A 19,998-nucleotide genomic window follows, 5' to 3' on the forward strand; every position below is an offset into this window, starting at 1 on the left:
CGTCCTTGACTCCTGTTTTATTGTTCAAGAAGAACGCTCTACTTCTGAAGCACATAAGTTCCCGGTGCCGCTGGCAGTGAGGGATTCATGACCGATGATGCAATGCGTTTTTTAGTGTTTTGCTGGACTAACCACGCATGCCATGCTTGCCACCAGGAGCCCTCCCGCTTCTCTGCCATCGCAAGCCAGCTCCCAGGATTTAAGTAAGCCTCGCCTTGTTTATGCTCATGAACACGATAAGAACGTCCTGAGTGGCCAGGTTCACTGATGATGCCCGCATTATGCCCACCGCCAGTGAGAACAAAGGTCACATCCCCTTCTGTCATAAGATGGATTTTATAGACGGATTGCCAAGGGGCTACATGGTCTTTTTCAGTGCTCACCGCAAAAACAGGCAACTGAATATTTTCAGCAGCCACCGGCTTTCCTTCAACGGTGTAACGCCCTTCGGCAAAATCATTCTTTAAAAACAGTTTTTCAAGGTATTCGCTGTGCATTTTATAAGGCATTCGTGTAGCATCCGCATTCCAAGCGGTTAAATCAATCATCCCGCGCCGCATGCCATGCATGTAATCTTGAACCATTTTGGACCAAATTAAGTCATAAGCACGCAACATCTGAAAAGAACCGGCCATTTGCTTGGTATCCAGATACCCTTGCTCCCTCATCATACTTTTAAGAAAATCCACTTGACTTTCAGTCACAAAAAGCATTAATTCCCCAGCCTCAGTAAAATCCCCTTGGGCTGCCACGAGGGTCAAGCTGTTTAAACGTTCGTCCTTGTCTCTTACCATCGCAGCTGCGGTAATCATGGCCAGGGTGCCCCCTAAACAATACCCCATCAGATTGATTTTAGTTTCTGGCAAAAGGGTCGACACCGCATCAAATGCAGCCATAGCTCCTTGCCGATAATAATCATCCATCCCCAAATCCTGGTCCTCTTTGTCAGGATTGCGCCAAGAAATGATATATACGGTGTGCCCCTGACTTACGAGCCACTTCACTAAGGAGTTATGTGGTGATAAATCGAGAATATAATATTTCATAATCCAGGCTGGTAAGATAAGTATCGGCTCTTTATAGACTGTTTTCGTTTGGGCCTCATATTGAATGAGCTCAATTAAATGATTTTGAAAGACCACCCGCCCTGGGGTAATAGCCACTTGTTTCCCAGGGATAAAATGTTCAGAACCTGTAGGTGGTGCACCGGTTAGCTTTTCTAGCCAATCTTCGAATGCGATTTGGCCTCCTTGGATGAGATTAAGGCCCCCAGTGCGCCTGGCTTCATGGAATAAATCAGGATTAGACCAAACAAAATTGGAAGGGGATAGGGCATCAAGGGATTGACGTGCCCAGAACGAAACAATACGTTCCACCTGGTTGGGCAATCCTGGTACGTCCGTTGTGGCGCGTCGCCACCAATCCTCCATCTGCAAAAATCCTTCGGCGAATAAACGCCAAGGCATGGGCTGCCAACTGTCTTTTTTAAAACGCACGTCTTTACCATCCGCAGCACGTTCAACACAAACGATATTATTAATGCAATCCTTGGCATGAAAAAACGGATAAAAAGCAAGTTCCCACAAAACCCCAGGGGATTGGGCCAATTGCCAAAGCCAGGTGGAATAAGAAGAGCCGATGGCAGCAGGACTTATTCCTGCCGTCCATTTAGCCAAGTTGGCTTGCACTAATCGAGTGAAAAATGGAAAGAAGTTATCGGAAGTACCTCTATCAGCCTGTGCACAACACGAGAAATCTACCCCTTCTTGCAATTCTTGACTCTGAGTGAGTATCCTTTCCTTAGGACAACATTGTTTTTCTGATCTCTTCATGGCCACGACATCCCTGGCATTATGCCCTATAATCAACACGATATAATACAGCATAGCACAAGATTTAACCCATCAATTCCGTTTAAGGAGTCTCTCTTCGGAAATAGAAAGGCTAAATAGTCACCCCTTGCTGTCTCCTTGACCAAACAGCGCTCCTACTTTCCTACAAGAAACATTTTCTCATAGATTTTGGTCAATAAAGCGGGGCTTATTAACTTATCCATTTTAGGCTAAATTATTTTTGGTAACCTAATTGGTGTTATTTTTTGATAGGAATGAAATAACATAAAGCTACAGCCCTTTGGAGTTCCTTTCCTCGATAAATTGCGTCATCTGTCCTACTGTTAACGGTTTACTGCTGTAATAACCTTGCACTTCGAAACAGTGACTTGACCGTAAAAAATTGAGTTGTTCTTCTGTTTCGACACCACCCACCACCACATTCAATCCTAATTCTTGCGACAAAGCAATCGTCGATTTGATAATTAAATTATCATTTTCTCTGAGATGAGCATCTTCAATTAAGGTTTGTTTCAGTTTGATGGATTGGACTGGTGAATTTTTTAAGTGAGATAAAAAAGAATAGCCTGAGCCAAAATTATCAAAAGCAAGCTTTACCCCCATATTGCGAAGCGTACTTAATGTATCTTCAATCTTTCCCAAAAAATTGACTGCCGTTGCTTCCGTAATTTCAAGCTCTAACCAATCCGATGGCATTTGATATTCTTGTAAAATGTGCTTCACAGAAGAAATAAACCCTTTGTGTTGAAATTGATGAAGCGAAATATTAATCGCCAGGGTGCAGTTGAAAGGAGCGTAACTCTTTTTCCAATCCACATACTGCCTACACGCGGTTCGTAAGACCCATTCACCAATTGGAATAATCAAGTTAAAATGCTCTGCAACGGAAATGAATTCATCAGGAAAAACAACACCTCGCTTGGGATGTTGCCAACGCAATAAGACCTCCATCCCAACCATAGAATTCGTTTTTAAGTCAACCCGAGGCTGATAAACGAGAAAAAACTCTTGTCGCTCCAAAGCAAGATGCAACTCGGTCCCTATTCCCAAGCGTTTTGAATATTGTTTTCTAAGAGACGGTGTAAAGATTTGGCAATTATTTCGACCACATTCTTTGGCGTTGTATAAAGCAATATCGGCATTCTTACGAAGGGTTACTGCCTCCTCACCGGCATCAGGAAAGTAAGCAATTCCTATACTTAGTCCAATCATGACGGTATGACCTTTAATAAGGAATGGTTGACCCATCTTTTGAATCATAGTATTGGCCACTAATTTTGCCTGTTGTGGATTATTAATTTCTGTCAAAATAACAGCAAACTCATCTCCTCCTAATCGAGCCACACAATCTTCTTCGCGAAGACTTGAGCAAAGACGCTTCGCTACTTCACGCAATAGACCATCACCGACATCATGACCAAAGCGATCATTCACATTTTTAAAAAAATCCAAATCGATGCTTAACAGAGCCAGATGACGACCGTATCTTTTTGACCTGGCAATCTCACGTTTTAAATCCAGTTCAAACTGCAATCGATTGGGTAATCGGCTTAATACATCAAAATGGGCTAATTTCGATAATTTCTTTTGTACGCTTTCTAAATCTTTTAGCGTTTTTAGCAGTTCAGCATTCTTTTTTTCCAAATCCTGGTTCAGTAAATGAAGTTCCCTTGTCTTATTTTCCAACAATAATTCGGCTTCCTCGCGTGCTTTTCTTTCGCGATAATAAGAGCGCTCAAATATTGCTTTGTTCTCATTACTCAAAGGTAATCTCCAAACGACAATGATCATCTTTTTTTAACATGCAGTGAGTCTGCTTAATGGTAATTCTCTTTTTAAAATGTTGAGCGGCTCCTTGGATGAGACCTATTGCAAAATGGCAGAGCCTTCTATGTGATCGATATAACATAACCAATTGTTTTGCAGCAGGCTCTTCATAGCTAATGGTAGGTAATGTTTCATCTGGGTATAACTTTTCTACTTCCACATGAATTGTTCCATCAATGCTTTTTAAAAATTCTTTTAATGTCATGTCCTTTTTTAAAAAAATTGCGTACTTACTCGATAAGATAGGAAACATGTATTCACCAAAGGCCTCTAAAAAAACAGAAGCGTGCTGATTGGTCCTCTTCGCAATGGCCTGAATCAATTGCTGAAGTTCTGTATCCGAGTAAGTGCCGCCTGCTGTATAACTTCCACCACTTGGAAGGTCTAGTGAGGATACGAGTTGGTCCCAGGTTTCTATGCCAAATTGTTCTATAATCATGTTATTTAAGGAGGTAAAAACGATACCTTTCATCTATGGTCTCCAGCATAAAACAAATCTTTAAATCCCTTTTAATTAAGTAGCACGTCATTTCTCAATACTAAAATTGGTTTACCTACAGATGAATTCCTCATGAGTCCGCTCAATTTAACTAAAGAACTCTAACCTACTTTAATTCCTGATAACTATCCAGTGAGTCAGGTATTATTTTCTTCTCCTAATCGTATCAATATAGTTCAAATAACGATTATTTACCGTGTTAAAAATTAACAATGTTAAAAATAACAAAATAGGATTTTATTACCATTTCCTAAACAAAACTCAAAAATGATAGACATACCGTGTGGCTATATATGAAGCATAGCACATATGCTTTTTGAATGAAAAAACAAACCGACTTAATTGTACTAGGCAAGCAAATTCGCAAAATCAGAAAAGAGAAAGGTTTTTCTCAAGAGGGTTTTGCCAATTTCATCGAAATGAATCGGGGTTACTACGGGACTGTGGAACGTGGCGAAGCCAATATAACCATTTTAAATCTTCTAAAAATTCTTAAAGGATTAGATGTCACACCAAATGAGTTGTTCCCGCCCTCAACTTATGTGAGCTTGAAGAGGAAAATAACTAAAAACTCAGCCTCATAAACCATGATGAGTAAGGGGCTAATCTAATGCTTGATAAAGAAGTGGAAAATTGAAATAAAAACCCATGTAAAAAATGCCTGCAGGATAAGGAAAATTAATAAAGTTATAACAAAAGTACTTGTCTTCGTATACTCAATATTTTCATACGATATCAGGCATTAATTATCACTAATAATGAGTGTTCATTGGATCATTTCTAATGGTGTCAATGCCCATGTCTGTGGTGATGATAGCCACCAAATCGCTTCTTAACTGGCATGTTACCTTTTGAATCATCTTAAAATTTCTTCATAAAAGAATGGTAGAATCTTCGCAATAATTAAATACCCTACTTATCGTCTTCCTTAACTCCAACATCTATTCACATCCTTGGCAGTGAATTCAAATAATAATTTGAACTTATATTAAGCTTGGGGAGGTATAGATTCCCTATTCCAAAAGACAACTGATTTTTTCAACAAGTAGTCATGACTGGCACTGCGTATTTCTAAACGGTGCTATATTATATAAATGATTTATAAAATGAGGTGGGTTGTTTTTATATTGATTCTCTCTCACTTTATTTCATTGCAAGGAGCATAGATATGCCAAAGCAGAGACTTATTAAAGCAGTTATTGGGATAATGAGCGCGATACTTTTGTTGATCTCTTGCGCCCCATCAACAACGACCAATAATTCACACCGTGTTTCTCATACTTATGAAGGACACAACACGGGAGGAATAGGTTGGCATTAACATGAACAAGTATGTTTTTTGCTTTTCATCCCCTGTTCATGTAGTGCTATAGTAGGATGTTCAGTCCAAACAATTCATTGAAAAAATAATAAGGAGATTTCATTATGTTAAAAAGGAATGCGTTCATTTTATTGGCCGCTTGCAGCTTGGTTGCCACGCCACTCTTCGCAGAAGATATGCCTTCTGGTTCTCAAATGAATAATATGGGAATGCAAAGCTCTAATCAGCAGTCAACCCAACTGCAAGACGAAATGAAGCAAATGCAAGAAGCACTAAAACAAATGCAGGAGATGCATGATAAGCTTATGAATGCAAAAACAACGGAAGAAAAGAAATCGTTGATGCAAACACAAATGCCCATGATGGAAGAAGGCATGCACACCATGCAAAAAGGCATGAAGATGATGCAAAGTATGCACGATGATACAGCAAAACAACCCGAGATGATGGATCAACGTATGAAAATGATGCAAATGATGACGCAAATGATGCAGATGATGATGGATAGGCAAATGATGGGATGTCCCATGATGAAAAACCAATAACTCCTCTATAAGAGAGGCCTATCCTAGGGTAATTGACTCAAATCACCTGAGCTCTTATGAGATGTCTAAGAGCCCTATTGTCAGTAGCCCATTAAGATTGGCCTATTCAGAGCCTACCTATTTCATTGAACTCTATAAAGGGATGGTTTGGTGTATCATCATATAACCCAGTGACATGGGTGTGCAGATTGATGAGACCTCCTACATAGCTTTTGTTTTTTAGATTTGAGGCGGGCTGTTATTAATTAGCATTTTGCTCTCTGTTTTCAAACTCTGTTATATTAAAATTCCATAAAGTGATGTAAAAATAGAGAGAATAGGACGACACCTAATTCATGGGTCATGAATACAATTGGAAAATGATGGATAAAAACACGGCTGTTGCTCAAAGTCATGGAACTCCCATCGGCAGGATAATCGAAATCAATGGCCCTGTTGTCAGGATACATTGTGATGTACTGCCTCCTTTGCATCAATCTCTTAAAACTTACACGGACAGTGATGAATACATTTTGGAAGTGTGTCAGCACCTTGATGAGCATCATGTGAGAGCCATCACGCTCCACCGTGCCTCAGGATTGCAAAGAGGTTTAATAGTTTATGACCAAGGCACTTCGTTACAAATTCCCGTTTCAAAAGAATGCTTGGGCCGCCTTTTAAATATTTTTGGTGAGCCGTTAGACGGCGGCCCACCATTAGAAACCAATGAATATCGTGATGTTCTAGCCAAATCAGAACCACTTCAAATGACGAGCACTCAAGAAACCATTCTTGAGACAGGAATTAAGGTCATTGATTTACTTTGTCCCTTCGTCAGGGGCTCTAAAACGGGATTGTTTGGTGGTGCAGGAGTTGGAAAAACCGTACTCCTGATGGAATTGATGCATGCCATTATTCAATTGCATCAAGGAACCTCCGTCTTTGCTGGTGTTGGCGAGCGTATTCGGGAGGGACATGAATTGTGGCATGAGATGAAATCCGCAGGCGTAATGGATAAAACCCTCATGGTGTTTGGTCAAATGGACGAATCACCGGGAGTGCGTTTTCGCACAGGGTTATCGGCATTAACTTATGCGGAATATTTGCGTGATACGTTGGGCCATGAGGTTCTTTTTCTTGTGGATAATATTTATCGTTTTGTGCAAGCCGGCAGTGAAATTTCAGGCCTACTCGGCCGAATGCCGGCCAGTGTCGGTTATCAACCCACCTTAATGACTGAGATAGCGGAACTTGAAGAGCGCATGACATCGACTGCCAAAGGAGCAGTGACTTCGGTACAAGCGGTTTATGTTCCGGCTGATGATATGAGCGATCCGGCGGTGACCGGGATTATTACTCATTTGGATTCCATCATCGTACTCTCTCGCGCACAAGCAGGCAAAGGCATTTATCCCGCCGTAGATCCCTTAGCTTCCAAGAGTCAATTTATGGATAAAATCCTATTGGGCGAGCGACACTATTCCATTGCACAAGCCGTACGAGAACACCTTGAACATTATCAAGAATTAGAAGACATGATTTCTATGATGGGGATTGAAGAGCTTTCTCCTAAAGACCGTGCTATTGTGTTAAGAGCACGTAAACTGCAGCGCTATCTTAGCCAACCCTTTCATGTCACCAAGCTTCAAACAGGAATGGAAGGGAAATCGGTTTCATTAGAACACACATTAACCGATTGCGAATCCTTTCTAAGAGGCGATTACGATGAATTTTCAGAAGAAGAGTGTTACATGAGAGGTGCCATGGATAAAGGGAGATAACGACGGACATGGAGCTTTTTACTATCCATCTTAAGAGTGCCACACAATATGAAAAAATCGATAAGGTCATCAGTTTTGTGGGTGAGGATGCTTCTGGGCAATTTGGAATTTTAGCTCATCATAGCCGAATGATGACGTGCTTAAAATTCGGCTTGGCCTGGTTTCGTGATGAAAATCAAGAGACGGAATACTTAGCATTGCCAGGTGCCGTGGTTTATTTCATTGACAATCAATTGCATATTGCGACACGACATTATGTGCGCCATAAAGAATACCAAGCCATACAAAGGGTCCTGGCGGAAGAATTACATTGGGAAGAAAACAATCTATTGCGCACTAAAGAAAGCGTGCATCGTTTGGATGAAGAAATGTTAAAGCGTTTATGGGAATTAAACCGGCAGAACAGCTATGGAATTTAAAAATTCAAACAAGGAACTGGAACAACAAGTGAAACGAAACGTCCGCAAAATCAATAAAGCTAAAAAGGGAAAATCAACGTTATTAGCCCAAACAGTTTACCTGGGTACTTTAGGCTTTGTTTTTGTGTTACCCATCATTGCAGGAGCCTATCTCGGGGTTTGGCTCGATGAGAAAATAAAAGGGTATTCCATGAGTTGGACCATCAATTTAATCCTCCTTGGGGTGATTATTGGTGCCATTAACGTGTATCTTTTAATTAAGGACTAACCGTGGGAGAAGAAGGATTCTTAGCGCATTTTGCCTTTTCAATCGGTGGATTACCCATCACACAAAGCGTCTTAACCACGTGGTTCATTATGATCTCCTTATTCATCATGGCATGGAGTACCACTTACAAATGCTCTCTCCTACAGCCAAGCACGTACCAACTCCTTTGGGAGGGTGTTTTGAGCACCATGTACGATGCGATAAAAGAAGTATTGCCCAACCACGTTGAGTTGATATTTCCTTTTGTAGCCACCTTGTGGATTTTTATCCTTGTTTCCAATTTAATCGGTGTTATCCCGGGATTTTATTCACCAACGGCGGATTTATCGGTGACGGCATCCCTTGCGATAATAACTTTTTTATCGGTACACTGGTTTGGAATTCGTGCCGAGGGGTGGCGAGAGTATTTGAAACATTATATTAAGCCAACTCCTTTTTTATTGCCTTTTCATTTAATCAGCGAAATCTCTCGAACCTTAGCATTGGCCGTCCGCTTGTTTGGTAATATCATGAGCTTGCAATTAACCGCCCTGATTGTCCTCATGATTGCCGGATTTTTAGTTCCTATTCCAATACTCATTTTACATATTATTGAAGCCATCATCCAAGCGTATATTTTTGGCATGCTGGCCTTAATTTACATTGCTGGGGGCATTCAAGCCCATGAGCTTAAAAGCCAAGGAGAATCGTTATGAATGACATAAGTTGGTTTAGTTTAGCGTCAACCGTTATTGCAGCAATAGCCATTGCCATAGGAACTATAGGGCCAGCTCTGGCCATGGGGCGCGCGATTAGTCACGCCTTAGATGCTTTGGCAAGGCAACCTGAAGCCGAAAAATCCATCACCAGAACCTTATTTATTGGTTTGGCCATGATCGAGTCGTTAGCCATTTATTGTTTGGTGATTGTTTTGATTATCCTCTTTAGAAATCCATTATTGTCTTATTTTGTAACGCAACAGGGATAAAACCAATGGAACTCTCTTGGACCACTTTTTCATTAGAACTCATTAATTTTCTTATTCTCATTTGGATTTTGAAACGCTTTCTTTATGAGCCCATACAAAAAACCATATTAGAACGAAAAAAAAGAGTGCAAGAACAATTAGAGACTGCACAAACACTGCACAGGCAAGCAACGCAATTGCAAACAACCTATGAACATCGCCTTGCCGATTGGCAACAAGAGAAAGCGACCCTACAAAACGAGTGGCATGAGGCGATGGAGCAATGGAAATCAGAAGAAAGACTCCGGTTTGAAAAACAATTGCGTCAAGAAAAAGAGCAGGTTTTTTCCCATGAAATGCAAAAAGCCGCAGCCACCATTGAAAACAATGCCAAGGAAGCGTTTCTATTGGCTGGGAAATTTGCTGAAAAATTGTTAATGCCTTTTGCGGATGCCCATCTTGAAGAGAACATCATTAAAAAAACCATTGAGGATCTGAATCATTTTCCGGTAGAACAATGGCAATGGCTCAATACTGTGCCGGAAGAAGAAACCATTTCGATACAAACGGCCTACCCCATCCAAGAACATCAGAAACAGGATCTCTTGCAAGTCATTGAACAATTGTCGCCTAAAAAACTTACCGTCTGTTTCACGGAAAATCCAAAGCTTCTCGCGGGATTAACCCTGCAAATGGGCCCCATGTGCTTGCAAGCCAATCTTCGTGATGAATTAAAATTCTTTACAGAGACAAAAAATGAATTGGCCTAACACCCCTTCTTTTCTTGAGAAGCAACGACAACGCCTTGAGCGCTATCAATTTCAAATCAAGGTATCCGAACAAGGGCGGGTGGTTTCTGTTGGAGATGGGATTATCTGGATTAAGGGCTTACCAAGGGCTGCCATCGATGAAATTCTTATTTCAGAAGATGAGTGCTGTATTGCCATGGTGTTCCATCTCACCGAAGATCTGGTTGGCGCTGTGATGCTGGTACAAACCAAAAAATTAAAGGCAGGCACCCCTATTTTTCCTCTGAAACGCGTATTGAGTATTCCAGTAGGCGATAAACTGCTTGGGCGGGTGATTGATCCTCTAGGCCATCCATTAGACGGCGGTGAGATTCCGCCCCATGAAGAACAAGGATTACTGGATAGGCTGTCCCCACCTATTCTTCACCGCGACTTTGTGAATCGACCATTGTACACGGGAAATAAGATGCTTGATAATCTAATTCCCATCGGAAAAGGACAAAGGGAGTTACTGATTGGGGATAATGGGCTTGGTAAAAGTGCTTTAGCCCTTGACATTGTGATGAATCAAAAAGATAAAAATGTGTATTGTGTCTATGTGTTGATTGGCCAAAAACGTTCTACAGTAAGCTCTACCATTCAATTATTAAAAGAAGCCAATGCCTTGGACTATACGACTGTTGTGGTGGCCCAAGCGACGGCCTTACCAGGATTACTTTATCTAGCTCCTTTTGCAGGGTGCGCCATTGCCGAGCACTGGATGAAAAAGGGCTTAGATACCCTGGTGGTCTATGATGATTTGAGTGCTCATGCCAATAGTTATCGTGAACTGTCCCTTTTACTGCGTAGACCTCCTGGACGTGAGGCATTTCCTGCGGACATTTTTTATCTGCATTCCCGTTTATTAGAGCGCTCCACCTGTCTTTCCCCTGCTATGGGCGGCGGCAGTATGACCGCGTTGCCTATTATTGAAACCAAAGAAGGTGAAATGGCTACTTATATTCCAACGAATCTCATCTCCATCACCGATGGGCAAATCTTTTTTGATGAATCCTTATTCTCTTCTGGATTTCTTCCCGCCATTGATATCACCAAATCGGTCTCACGAGTCGGTGGTAAAGCGCAGCATCCACAAATTAAAAAAGAATCCGGTCGAATGAAACTTGATTACCTGCAATTTCTTGATTTGGAACTGTTCACCCGCTTTGGGGCGAAACTGGATGCCAAAATGCAAAAGCAGATTCAAAAAGGGAGAATTTTAAGAGAAATTCTAAAACAAGAACGTTTTTCACCACTACCCATTGAATTTCAACTCGCATGGCTAATTGCTTACAATGAGGGTTTCTTTGACGAATTGAATTTAGAAGACATCCCCAAAATTCTCAAAAAAATAGAGGGAGAAATAAAACAGAGCACTTTATCCTTGGGAAACCCACGAGAACAATGGGAAAAAGCGATAAAAGAATGGCTAATGGCATAGAACGGACTCATTATCCACTCCAAAGCAATGAGTATCACTTAATACCCGGATGGTATCATGACGAAACGAACCAAACTCAAAGAACATCTTCATACTTTAGAAGAAATTGGCCACATTATGACGGCCATGAAAAATCTTTCTTTAATTGAACTGGGCAAAATCACTCAATGTCTTTCCATGCAGGACAACGTCATTAAAACCATTAGTGAGGTGAGTCATGATTTTTTAAGTTTCTATCCCATGCCCCCCATGAATCAACAAGAAAATCCTCCCTTAGTTTCTATTCTTATTGGCTCAGAACGCGGCTTTTGTGGTTCTTTTAATGATAATGTGCTTCATCAGTTAGACGTGCACAAAGAGCACCATTCTGAATTGGAACCAGCACTCATTCTTGTAGGGCATAAACTGGCATTAAAAATGCCTAATGACCCTCGTGTCATAGCAACAATCGATGGACCCAATGCCATTGAAGAAATCCCAGACGTGATTTCAAACGTGTTACAAACATTAGAAAAAGCCTTATTGCAAAGAAATAAGACATGGCATTCTTGGCAATGGACTATTCTCTTCAATGAGGAAGAGCACAATCAAATTCAAGCAAAAACCTGGCAACCCTTTAAAGAGTTGGATACAAGTCCTGCGCCTTATTTTTCTGTGCCACCCGTTTTGAATGGTTCCAAAGACCAGTTTTTCGCTGACTTGGTGGAGCATTATTTACTGGCCATGTGTTATTCGATTTTATATCAATCGTTTTTTGCGGAGAATCATCAAAGACTGTTTCACTTAAACCAGGCATTAGATCGCTTAGAAAATAAAAAAAATGCATTAAACCATCGTCTCAATTTACTGCGCCAAGAAGAAATTACCGAAGAAATTCAGAATATTGTACAAAGCGCCGAAGCGATTATTGGTCATGAGCTCACATAGAAAGACAAGGTAAACTATAATATACTGATTGGACTGGGTTTCTAATCAATGAAATGAATTTTCTATAAATTCGTAGTCATCCCTTTCGAGTGATTGGAAATCGGTTACAGAATAGTGAATAAACTCATATGAGGCGGGAAAACACTCGTGCAGACTGCTCCACTTTAACCATTTTTTGAATCGTCATGTTAAGTGAGCTTTTGGAGAGAAAGGATGCTGTTTCAATACACTAAAAAGTTTACCTTACTTCGATGGGTTCGAACATTATCCATTTCTTTCCTGTTGGCGATGGCCTCTGTTTCCTTTGCACAACCCACAGCGGATGAGCATGCCGCACATCATCCAGGAGAAAAGGAGAAAGAAGGCGAGGGAATGAGTGGCATGATGAAAAATATAGGGACTCCCTCTAAGGAGCTTTACCCTTCTTTAATGAGTTTACCCACATTATCCCCTGAAAAACGCCTTGAAATTCAACAAAAGGCACACCAGCGCATCACCTCAGGCATCGCGCTCATGAAAGGTGGGCTTAACGAGCTTTTGTTGGCATCCAGCACTAACAATTACGCTAAAATGCAGGAAGCTTTAGAGAAATTACGAGAAGGGATTGCGCAATATGAGAGTGCACTGGCCGCACTTCGCGCCCTTTCTGAAGGAAAAAATCCAAGCGACATCGCCTTGCAGTGGTTTAAACGAGAAATGAATCTTCTTCCAACTAGTCCGCAAGCCGAGAATGTCTTAGGGGGGCCTTTTTTTCATTTAACGATTATTGCGCTATTTGCTCTGTTTTTTTTGGTCATGATTTGGATGTATTTTTTCAAAATGAGAAGAGCGGCTGCTTTGCTCGATCGCTTAATCCAACAAAATACGGCTGCTCCTTTGGATACCTCACCCCAATTCTCAAAAACACCTGAACCAACCCCTTCCTTAACATCAGTGGAGCCCATTAAATCCTCTCAAGCTTCTAAAGTGCCATCAGAAACAGCCCCAACTACCCCTCCTACCTGCCCCGCGCATAAATGTCCAGTCCCCCAATTTCCGGTCATGAGATCGCTCACCGAACCGGAAGAGAAATGGGAAGGACAACTTCGTGTTTGCCGTATCTTTCAAGAAGCACCAGGAATCAAAACGTATCATTTGGCATCAACCCATGAGGTGGCTTTGCCATTTACCTATTATCCTGGCCAGTTCATTACGCTCACCGCCTTAATTAATGGTAAAACGATAAGACGCAGTTACACCATGGCGTCCACCCCAACCCAATTGCATTATTGTGCCATCACGGTCAAGCGGGAAGAACAAGGCGTGTTTTCCCGTTATTTGCATGACGAAATTAAGGAAGGGGATTTACTGGAGGTGATGGGACCTAATGGTAAATTTACTTTTACTGGGGAAGAGGCAAAGAGCATTGTACTGATTTGTGGCGGGGTCGGCATTACCCCCATGATGAGTATCATCCGCTATCTCACCGATATTGGATGGCACAATGACATTTATTTGCTGTATTGTTGTCGCACGACAAGTGAGTTTATCTTTCGCGAAGAATTAGAGCAACTTCAAGAAAGATACCTGAATCTCCATGTGTATGCGTCGATGCTGCGTTCAGAGGGAACCGTTTGGATGGGGTTACAAGGCCTATTTACCAAGAATATCATCAGCCATCTTGTCCCTGATATTGCCTCTCATCGTATCCACGTTTGTGGTCCTCCTGCGATGATGGAAGCTATCCTTGGTATCTTAAAAGAGCTTAACGTGCCCGCTGATTTGATTCTAACAGAAGCATTTGGACCAGAAAAGAAACCAGAAATAGTCCAAGAAGACTTCATCAAAGCCGATACCCGTGCGATGGTTTCGTTTAGGAAATCCGAAAAAATGGTTCCAATTCTGCCGGACCGTACCCTTCTTGAAATCGCTGAAGCCAATGGGATAGCGATTGATAATGCGTGCCGAACCGGGCAATGTGGGTTATGTAAAGTGAAATTGCTGTCGGGGGAAGTGACCATGGCTTGTGAAGATGCACTTTCCAAGGAAGACAAACAACAGGGGCTTATCTTAGCCTGTCAGGCCAAAGCGACTCAAAACATTGAGGTGGATGCTTAATGAATGCGCAAGGACGTATGATGGTTTTGGGGTTAGTACTTCTAATGCTTATTACATGGCTAGGCTTTGCAGTCCATACGTCTTCTCGTTTTGCCGGGAGTTTTTGGGGTGGTGTGTTTGGGGTGAGTGGCTCGATATTGATGCTGATTCCGCTCCTCTACCTCTTTGTTAAACGCATTTCATTTTTGAAAAATTGGGTAACACACTATGTGTCCATGAATACGCTGTTGTCGTGGCATATTTACACAGGTATTATCGGCTCGATTTTAGTCTTGATTCATACAGGACATAAATTTAATAGCGCGCTAGGCATTGCTTTGACTGCTATGACGCTCATTGTCACGCTCAGTGGTTTTATTGGCCGTTATCTCATGGGCTTTATGACTCAGGAAATCGATGAAAAAAAGACAATCCTCTTGGGATTACAACAGCAATACCAAATCGTAGCTCAAGAATTACAAGCAAGCGCACACCCCAAGCAAAACATCGGGAAATTACATCTTATGACAGCTCGCTTTCTTTCCTGGCTTCTTGAAGACACCGCACTGGATGGTCAGTTAATCAAGTCAGCAGAAGTACGCGCTTTGTGTTTAGCAGATGCCATCTCTGAGCTGGAATACGCCATTCGTTTTCACGAGCACTTCAAGCGCCTGTTTCAAAAATGGTTAACCTGTCACATTATTACAGCACTGGTATTGTATGTTCTGCTGGGTTTGCACGTTTGGTCTGGAATTTATTTTGGATTAAGGTGGTTTCAATGAAGCTGAGTTGGGCTACCCTCGCTGCCCTTACCGTAATCGCGGCACTGTCTTTTATGGCCTATTATCTGTCTTCTCATGGAGATGAGGTGAGCAGTTTGACGAACGTAGCGGAGTGGCAAAGAATGGCAAGCCCCGGAGAACTTTCCAAAGCCCACTCGTTTTTAAGTCACAACTGCACTGCATGTCATACGCCTGTGAAAGGGGTTGAGGCAGCGAACTGTAACGTCTGCCATGCCAACAACGAATCTCTGTTAAAACGCCAGCCGACCTCCTTTCATGCCAACATAGGCAGTTGTGTTGAATGTCATAGAGAGCACCAGGGCAGAACAGCACGTATCACCCAGATGGATCACAATGCTTTGGTTTCGTTAGGACTTCAGCAACTTCGTGCCTTTTCAAATGCAAATGATGAAGAAGAACAGTTGATTATTAATCAAGTTATGCTCTTTTTAGCGCAGAACGAATCCAATAAGTCCACATTACGGGTCAACCCCCATTCATCACCTCAAGAACTGACTTTACGCTGCGCCTCATGTCATCAAAACAAGGACAAGCACTTTAAGTTATTTGGCGACGATTGTTCTGCTTGTCATGAAACGGCTCATTGGAGCCTCTCTGAATTTAGGCACCCATCTCCGAGTTCAATGGATTGTGCTCAATGCCACCAAGCGCCACCCAGTCATTATATGGAGCATTTTAATATGATTTCAAAAAAAGTGGCTCATGAGCATGAAGCCCGTGTCGATCAATGCTTCCTTTGCCACCAAACCACGTTGTGGACTGATATTAAAGGAGTTGGGTTTTATAAGCATCATTGAGGGACTCCTTCTCTACAATGGAAAATTATAAGTGCCATAACAATTTATTATGGCACTTACCAGGACTATTGATTGGGTGACTGTTTCTGCATCGGTATTTGATGTTGCATCAACAGAGGCATACCAGTAGGCGTTTGAATATATCCTTTATGCCAATACACAGTGGCATAATAAGCACTACAAATCATTCCTAAAATCGCAAAGAGAACGATGAGCCAACCAAAAACTTTTGCCAACGAAATACCGAAACCTTCGTGACGTGAAGTCCAGACAACCAAAATAATACCAAACGCTATAGCAATCAAAGACAACATCTGAGCCACATGAAATAGGAATGCTTCACCTGACATCATTGGCATCTGGAAATAGCCTGCATACCAGTATTTAATTGCGTAATAAGAACTGCATAATTCCCCTAAAATCCCAATAATGACAATCAGCCATCCAAATACTTTGCTTAATCCAGTACTGTTGCCTTCATTACGTAATGCCCAGACGACCAACATGATTCCAAGCGCTATTGCGATAAGGCCGAGCATCTCGGCACTGTGAAACATAAACATCATGGTGCACCTCCTTTACTGTCTTGTTGTTTACCAAAACGAGGTATAAACCCAGGAGTAACCGCAGCGTAGCGTTGATATTCCTCACCAAACTCCGCCAAAACCTCTTTTTCTTCCCTACGTGCGAGACGAACATACATATAAACCAGTATAGGAAACATGATTAAGGTCAGAATGGTTGGCCATTGCAATAAAAAACCAATCATCACCAGAATAAACCCATCATATTGCGGATGACGAATTTTGGCATACAGCCCACTGGTTGCAAGTTGATGCTTCTTTTGAGCACGATAAAGAGTACCCCAGGCGGATGCAATCATCCAAAGACCGCCGATAATGAAGACAAAACTTAAGATATGAAAGACATCAAAATGGGGATCACCTTTCAAGCCAAGCAGGGTATGGAGTAAATGACCACTGTCATGACCGTATAAATCTACTCCAGGATAATATTTAGAAAGCCATCCTGACAGAAAATAAATGGTTAAAGGAAAACCATACATTTCGGTAAAATAAGCGATGACAAACGCAGAAAAAGCACCAAAGGCGCGCCAATCTCGCCTTGTTTTAAACGTGGTGGTAAAACTGTACGCAAACAAAATGAAAATAGCCGAATTGACAATGACCAATAACCACAAACCATAGGCATACGAAGTATGTTCCATTTTCGATTAATCCTTATCCTCAGACGAGTCGTCCTCATTATCAGACTTATGATGATGCTCCTCTTCATGACCTCCATGTCCTCTATGCATAAACAGATGCATTAGTGGACAGAGTAAGACTAACAGCAAAAAAGGCGAAGCCCCAAGAAAACTCGCAATGTGAGCACCATGCTCTACAATCAAGAAATAGCCAATAATCCCAATAATGATGATGGCCACCATACCAGAAGGAGAACTCCAAAAGTGCATCTCTTTTTGTGGTTTTGATGACTGCGGGTGATGCTTAGGTTCAGGCGACATGATGTGCCCTCCTTTGCTCATTAAATTTTATTAGTATAGTCCATCCTGATAAAAGATTGCGCCAGTAAAGTATCACCCATATATTGTTCAAATTTCGAACTAAAGTGCTATCTTGTCTATACTTAGATTGATAAGTATTGGATTTAGACTAGCTTAGAAATAACGCTATCACATCCTTTACAAGGAGCGGCAATATGTGGACTTTAAAGACGTTGAAGCGGTTTGTTGCTGTAGCCGCTTTGATAGGCTCAACTGCTGTAGCCGCTGCTTTTGATACCTCAGTCAAAAATGATTCCCAATTAGGTTCTATGATATTGGCTGCCAGTGTCCATCATCCACCTCATTGGACACCTCATGGTGGACATGGTAAGTGGCATTGGGATGGACATAGATGGCATTGGATTCAATACCACTACAAGTGGCATCATAACTGGCATCAAAATTGGCACCAACAAAACTGGCATCACGGTGGACAAGGTGGACACGGCTGGCAAGGCGGGCATGGCAGCGGACATTAAGAAGAAGGGAGCTCATTCTCTTGATGCGTGGTACTGTAATAACATGTTGTTAAGAGGTTTTTTTTGTGCCAAATATATTCAGTCAGGTAAATCAGTCACCGTCATAAAGACGTGGGGAAGGACCTTCTAATCTTTGGGGAGAGTAAGCCTAATACCCCAATCAACACCAATAATAGGACAATGAGCCCCAGTAAGAAGAGGCATGAAATTCAAGCAGGATAACTCTCCTTATAGGCTTAGGCTTAAATTTGAAAAATATCCGCGAGTTCCTTGGGCTGTAACTGCTTTATCGTATCGACTCAAGGCATGAATGTATGCCGCTTGCCGCATATCTGTTTGATATTGTTCCATCAGCTGCCAAATATTCTTGAATTCACGGGATATGATAGTCTGTAATTCTTCTTGAACTTTTTCCATACTCCAATAATAACCTGATTTATTTTGAACCCACTCAAAATAGCTTACGATGACCCCACCCGTATTGGCTAATATGTCGGGTACAATTAATACTCCCTTTTTCTGCAATAGTGCATCGGCCTCTAAGGTTATTGGACCATTTGCAATTTCAATGATTATTGGCGCCTTAATTCTGGCTGCATTTTCTTGGGTAATTTGATTTTGTGCAGCAGCTGGGATAAGTAAATCGACATCGAGTTCCAATAACTCTTCATTCGTAATGGTAGCATCCTTCGCAAGTTTACAAACAGACTCTTTGCAATATATGGACTGCACCTCTTTAGAGCTGTTTTTTATTTCAATCATGCGAGGTATATCGATGCCTTTGGTATTATAAATTCCTCCTTTCGAATCACTTATCGCAACAATTTTATAGCCATTGTCGTAAAGCAGCTTAGCAATACTTTGTCCCGCATTACCAAATCCTTGAACAGCAACTCGTAGCTCAGAAGACTGCCATTTTTTCTTTTTTTCAAGAATTTTAATGCAATAGTAGGCACCTAGACCGGTCGCACCCTCACGCCCCAAGCACCCTCCCAAAGAAATAGGCTTGCCTGTGATTACCGCTGGACTATTTTGCCGAACAATGGTGGCATACTCATCCATCATCCAGCCCATGATCATCTCATTGGTATACATATCAGGAGCAGGGATGTCTTTGTCTGGTCCAATAAAATCCGCTATTAACTCAATGTAGCTTCGACTTAATCGCTCCAACTCCATGCGAGATAATTGTTTTGGATCAACAATTACCCCACCTTTTGCACCACCAAAGGGGATGTCGACGACAGCGCATTTTATTGTCATCCATAATGCAAGAGTTTTTATCTCATCTAAATCCAATTTTGGATGAAACCGTATGCCCCCTTTCATAGGACCACGGCTGTCATTATGATGGACTCGATAAGCTGTAAAAATTTTTAATTCACCATTATCCATCCGAACTGGGAGAGATACTTCCAGACAGGATTTAGGGTGTTTCAGTTTCTCTAAAGCTTCGGAATCAATACGACAAAATGAAGCGGCCTTATCAAGCCGTGAAAGAGCATCTAAATACATACATTCCTCCAATTAGTGCATTCACGAGGTTTCTTCTGGACAAACCATGGGTACTAACTATTTGTTATTTGGCCTACTCTGAACTCAAAATAATTTCAAACCCATGAGCAAGAGCGTGGGCTTAAACCGGTACTTTTATCTAGTGCACCAGGACTCCAGTATCCTGG

22 protein-coding genes are annotated in these 19,998 nt (G+C 41.7%); 15 read left to right on the top strand and 7 right to left on the bottom strand.

All coding sequences use genetic code 11. The annotated features are described in order from the left end of the window. Nucleotides 1–38 precede the first annotated feature (38 nt). The 3 genes from IZU94_RS01345 to IZU94_RS01355 all read right to left on the bottom strand — a co-directional run bounded on the left by IZU94_RS01345 (nt 39) and on the right by IZU94_RS01355 (nt 4,152). A complete protein-coding gene (locus IZU94_RS01345; protein ID WP_031297984.1) occupies nt 39–1,832 on the bottom strand; it encodes a PHA/PHB synthase family protein in 1,794 nt (597 codons plus the stop codon). A gap of 291 nt (nt 1,833–2,123) precedes the next feature. Beyond that, nucleotides 2,124–3,644 carry a putative bifunctional diguanylate cyclase/phosphodiesterase gene (locus IZU94_RS01350; RefSeq protein WP_031297987.1) on the bottom strand — a complete coding sequence of 507 codons (1,521 nt, stop codon included), beginning with the start codon at nt 3,642–3,644 and terminating at the stop codon, nt 2,124–2,126. Next, complete coding sequence (locus tag IZU94_RS01355) at nt 3,610–4,152, bottom strand: heme NO-binding domain-containing protein (RefSeq protein WP_021460711.1); 543 nt, start codon at nt 4,150–4,152, stop codon at nt 3,610–3,612. Before IZU94_RS01355 ends, IZU94_RS01350 begins: the two co-directional genes overlap by 35 nt. 347 nt (nt 4,153–4,499) lie before the next feature. On the opposite strand from IZU94_RS01355, the gene IZU94_RS01360 reads away from it, so the two are divergent. The 14 genes from IZU94_RS01360 (at nt 4,500) to IZU94_RS01425 (ending at nt 16,270) form a co-directional block, all read left to right on the top strand. Further along, entirely contained in the window at nt 4,500–4,763 is a 264-nt protein-coding gene (locus IZU94_RS01360) for a helix-turn-helix domain-containing protein (RefSeq protein WP_015961459.1), read from the top strand. A 584-nt stretch (nt 4,764–5,347) separates the two neighbouring features. Continuing rightward, entirely contained in the window at nt 5,348–5,500 is a 153-nt protein-coding gene (locus tag IZU94_RS01365) for a hypothetical protein (protein WP_165481402.1), read from the top strand. A gap of 104 nt (nt 5,501–5,604) precedes the next feature. Further along, complete coding sequence (locus IZU94_RS01370) at nt 5,605–6,045, top strand: substrate of the Dot/Icm secretion system (RefSeq protein ID WP_021582720.1); 441 nt, start codon at nt 5,605–5,607, stop codon at nt 6,043–6,045. 362 nt (nt 6,046–6,407) lie between these two features. Beyond that, nucleotides 6,408–7,805 (top strand): F0F1 ATP synthase subunit beta, encoded by a 1,398-nt coding sequence (gene atpD, locus IZU94_RS01375; RefSeq protein ID WP_439649218.1) that lies wholly within the window; start codon nt 6,408–6,410, stop codon nt 7,803–7,805. A gap of 8 nt (nt 7,806–7,813) precedes the next feature. After that, nucleotides 7,814–8,224 carry a F0F1 ATP synthase subunit delta/epsilon gene (locus IZU94_RS01380; protein ID WP_058393158.1) on the top strand — a complete coding sequence of 137 codons (411 nt, stop codon included), beginning with the start codon at nt 7,814–7,816 and terminating at the stop codon, nt 8,222–8,224. After that, the gene (locus IZU94_RS01385; RefSeq protein WP_011946150.1) at nt 8,214–8,492 is read left to right on the top strand and encodes an AtpZ/AtpI family protein; all 279 of its coding nucleotides are present in this window, start codon (nt 8,214–8,216) and stop codon (nt 8,490–8,492) included. The genes IZU94_RS01380 and IZU94_RS01385 overlap by 11 nt, the downstream gene beginning before the upstream one ends. 41 nt (nt 8,493–8,533) lie before the next feature. Next, on the top strand, nt 8,534–9,187 hold the full coding sequence (locus tag IZU94_RS01390) for a F0F1 ATP synthase subunit A (protein ID WP_237758685.1): 654 nt from the start codon (nt 8,534–8,536) through the stop codon (nt 9,185–9,187). Next, the gene (locus IZU94_RS01395) at nt 9,184–9,459 is read left to right on the top strand and encodes a F0F1 ATP synthase subunit C (RefSeq protein ID WP_011946148.1); all 276 of its coding nucleotides are present in this window, start codon (nt 9,184–9,186) and stop codon (nt 9,457–9,459) included. Before IZU94_RS01390 ends, IZU94_RS01395 begins: the two co-directional genes overlap by 4 nt. 5 nt (nt 9,460–9,464) lie before the next feature. Beyond that, nucleotides 9,465–10,208, top strand: a complete 744-nt coding sequence (locus tag IZU94_RS01400; RefSeq protein WP_021460705.1) for a F0F1 ATP synthase subunit delta — start codon at nt 9,465–9,467, stop codon at nt 10,206–10,208. Further along, nucleotides 10,195–11,667 carry a F0F1 ATP synthase subunit alpha gene (locus tag IZU94_RS01405; RefSeq protein WP_021582718.1) on the top strand — a complete coding sequence of 491 codons (1,473 nt, stop codon included), beginning with the start codon at nt 10,195–10,197 and terminating at the stop codon, nt 11,665–11,667. The genes IZU94_RS01400 and IZU94_RS01405 overlap by 14 nt, the downstream gene beginning before the upstream one ends. A 57-nt stretch (nt 11,668–11,724) precedes the next feature. Further along, complete coding sequence (locus IZU94_RS01410; RefSeq protein WP_021460706.1) at nt 11,725–12,594, top strand: F0F1 ATP synthase subunit gamma; 870 nt, start codon at nt 11,725–11,727, stop codon at nt 12,592–12,594. A 213-nt stretch (nt 12,595–12,807) separates the two neighbouring features. Next, nucleotides 12,808–14,691, top strand: a complete 1,884-nt coding sequence (locus tag IZU94_RS01415; protein WP_021582717.1) for a 2Fe-2S iron-sulfur cluster-binding protein — start codon at nt 12,808–12,810, stop codon at nt 14,689–14,691. Then, entirely contained in the window at nt 14,691–15,452 is a 762-nt protein-coding gene (locus tag IZU94_RS01420) for a hypothetical protein (RefSeq protein WP_021460709.1), read from the top strand. Before IZU94_RS01415 ends, IZU94_RS01420 begins: the two co-directional genes overlap by 1 nt. Further along, nucleotides 15,449–16,270: a cytochrome c3 family protein gene (locus tag IZU94_RS01425; protein WP_021582716.1), complete on the top strand. Its 822-nt coding sequence runs from the start codon at nt 15,449–15,451 to the stop codon at nt 16,268–16,270. Before IZU94_RS01420 ends, IZU94_RS01425 begins: the two co-directional genes overlap by 4 nt. A 65-nt stretch (nt 16,271–16,335) precedes the next feature. Here the strand turns inward: IZU94_RS01425 and IZU94_RS01430 are convergent, their stop codons facing one another. The 3 genes from IZU94_RS01430 to IZU94_RS01440 are packed head-to-tail and all read right to left on the bottom strand — an operon-like array spanning nt 16,336 to nt 17,798. Continuing rightward, nucleotides 16,336–16,836: a hypothetical protein gene (locus IZU94_RS01430; protein ID WP_021460677.1), complete on the bottom strand. Its 501-nt coding sequence runs from the start codon at nt 16,834–16,836 to the stop codon at nt 16,336–16,338. Next, entirely contained in the window at nt 16,833–17,498 is a 666-nt protein-coding gene (locus IZU94_RS01435; RefSeq protein ID WP_021460678.1) for a methyltransferase family protein, read from the bottom strand. Before IZU94_RS01435 ends, IZU94_RS01430 begins: the two co-directional genes overlap by 4 nt. A gap of 6 nt (nt 17,499–17,504) precedes the next feature. Beyond that, nucleotides 17,505–17,798, bottom strand: coding sequence for a DUF2933 domain-containing protein (locus IZU94_RS01440; RefSeq protein WP_021460679.1), 294 nt, complete (start codon nt 17,796–17,798; stop codon nt 17,505–17,507). 194 nt (nt 17,799–17,992) lie between these two features. Between IZU94_RS01440 and IZU94_RS01445 the strand changes: the two genes are divergently transcribed. After that, nucleotides 17,993–18,316, top strand: a complete 324-nt coding sequence (locus IZU94_RS01445) for a hypothetical protein (protein WP_021460680.1) — start codon at nt 17,993–17,995, stop codon at nt 18,314–18,316. 228 nt (nt 18,317–18,544) lie between these two features. Here the strand turns inward: IZU94_RS01445 and IZU94_RS01450 are convergent, their stop codons facing one another. Next, a complete protein-coding gene (locus tag IZU94_RS01450; RefSeq protein ID WP_011946137.1) occupies nt 18,545–19,831 on the bottom strand; it encodes a Glu/Leu/Phe/Val family dehydrogenase in 1,287 nt (428 codons plus the stop codon). Nucleotides 19,832–19,998: the final 167 nt, after the last annotated feature.

The sequence above is a fragment of the Legionella bononiensis genome (assembly GCF_016786215.1).
GTDB classification, from domain to species: Bacteria; Pseudomonadota; Gammaproteobacteria; order Legionellales; family Legionellaceae; genus Legionella; species Legionella bononiensis.

What these genes read in the sequence shown, in the direction of transcription:
- IZU94_RS01345 (WP_031297984.1), bottom strand. Translation starts at nt 1,832, where the DNA reads ATGAAGAGATCAGAAAAACAATGTTGTCCTAAGGAAAGGATACTCACT.
- IZU94_RS01350 (WP_031297987.1), bottom strand. Translation starts at nt 3,644, where the DNA reads ATGATCATTGTCGTTTGGAGATTACCTTTGAGTAATGAGAACAAAGCA.
- IZU94_RS01355 (WP_021460711.1), bottom strand. Translation starts at nt 4,152, where the DNA reads ATGAAAGGTATCGTTTTTACCTCCTTAAATAACATGATTATAGAACAA.
- IZU94_RS01360 (WP_015961459.1), top strand. Translation starts at nt 4,500, where the DNA reads ATGAAAAAACAAACCGACTTAATTGTACTAGGCAAGCAAATTCGCAAA.
- IZU94_RS01365 (WP_165481402.1), top strand. Translation starts at nt 5,348, where the DNA reads ATGCCAAAGCAGAGACTTATTAAAGCAGTTATTGGGATAATGAGCGCG.
- IZU94_RS01370 (WP_021582720.1), top strand. Translation starts at nt 5,605, where the DNA reads ATGTTAAAAAGGAATGCGTTCATTTTATTGGCCGCTTGCAGCTTGGTT.
- atpD (WP_439649218.1), top strand. Translation starts at nt 6,408, where the DNA reads ATGGATAAAAACACGGCTGTTGCTCAAAGTCATGGAACTCCCATCGGC.
- IZU94_RS01380 (WP_058393158.1), top strand. Translation starts at nt 7,814, where the DNA reads ATGGAGCTTTTTACTATCCATCTTAAGAGTGCCACACAATATGAAAAA.
- IZU94_RS01385 (WP_011946150.1), top strand. Translation starts at nt 8,214, where the DNA reads ATGGAATTTAAAAATTCAAACAAGGAACTGGAACAACAAGTGAAACGA.
- IZU94_RS01395 (WP_011946148.1), top strand. Translation starts at nt 9,184, where the DNA reads ATGAATGACATAAGTTGGTTTAGTTTAGCGTCAACCGTTATTGCAGCA.
- IZU94_RS01400 (WP_021460705.1), top strand. Translation starts at nt 9,465, where the DNA reads ATGGAACTCTCTTGGACCACTTTTTCATTAGAACTCATTAATTTTCTT.
- IZU94_RS01405 (WP_021582718.1), top strand. Translation starts at nt 10,195, where the DNA reads ATGAATTGGCCTAACACCCCTTCTTTTCTTGAGAAGCAACGACAACGC.
- IZU94_RS01410 (WP_021460706.1), top strand. Translation starts at nt 11,725, where the DNA reads ATGACGAAACGAACCAAACTCAAAGAACATCTTCATACTTTAGAAGAA.
- IZU94_RS01415 (WP_021582717.1), top strand. Translation starts at nt 12,808, where the DNA reads ATGCTGTTTCAATACACTAAAAAGTTTACCTTACTTCGATGGGTTCGA.
- IZU94_RS01420 (WP_021460709.1), top strand. Translation starts at nt 14,691, where the DNA reads ATGAATGCGCAAGGACGTATGATGGTTTTGGGGTTAGTACTTCTAATG.
- IZU94_RS01425 (WP_021582716.1), top strand. Translation starts at nt 15,449, where the DNA reads ATGAAGCTGAGTTGGGCTACCCTCGCTGCCCTTACCGTAATCGCGGCA.
- IZU94_RS01430 (WP_021460677.1), bottom strand. Translation starts at nt 16,836, where the DNA reads ATGATGTTTATGTTTCACAGTGCCGAGATGCTCGGCCTTATCGCAATA.
- IZU94_RS01435 (WP_021460678.1), bottom strand. Translation starts at nt 17,498, where the DNA reads ATGGAACATACTTCGTATGCCTATGGTTTGTGGTTATTGGTCATTGTC.
- IZU94_RS01440 (WP_021460679.1), bottom strand. Translation starts at nt 17,798, where the DNA reads ATGTCGCCTGAACCTAAGCATCACCCGCAGTCATCAAAACCACAAAAA.
- IZU94_RS01445 (WP_021460680.1), top strand. Translation starts at nt 17,993, where the DNA reads ATGTGGACTTTAAAGACGTTGAAGCGGTTTGTTGCTGTAGCCGCTTTG.
- IZU94_RS01450 (WP_011946137.1), bottom strand. Translation starts at nt 19,831, where the DNA reads ATGTATTTAGATGCTCTTTCACGGCTTGATAAGGCCGCTTCATTTTGT.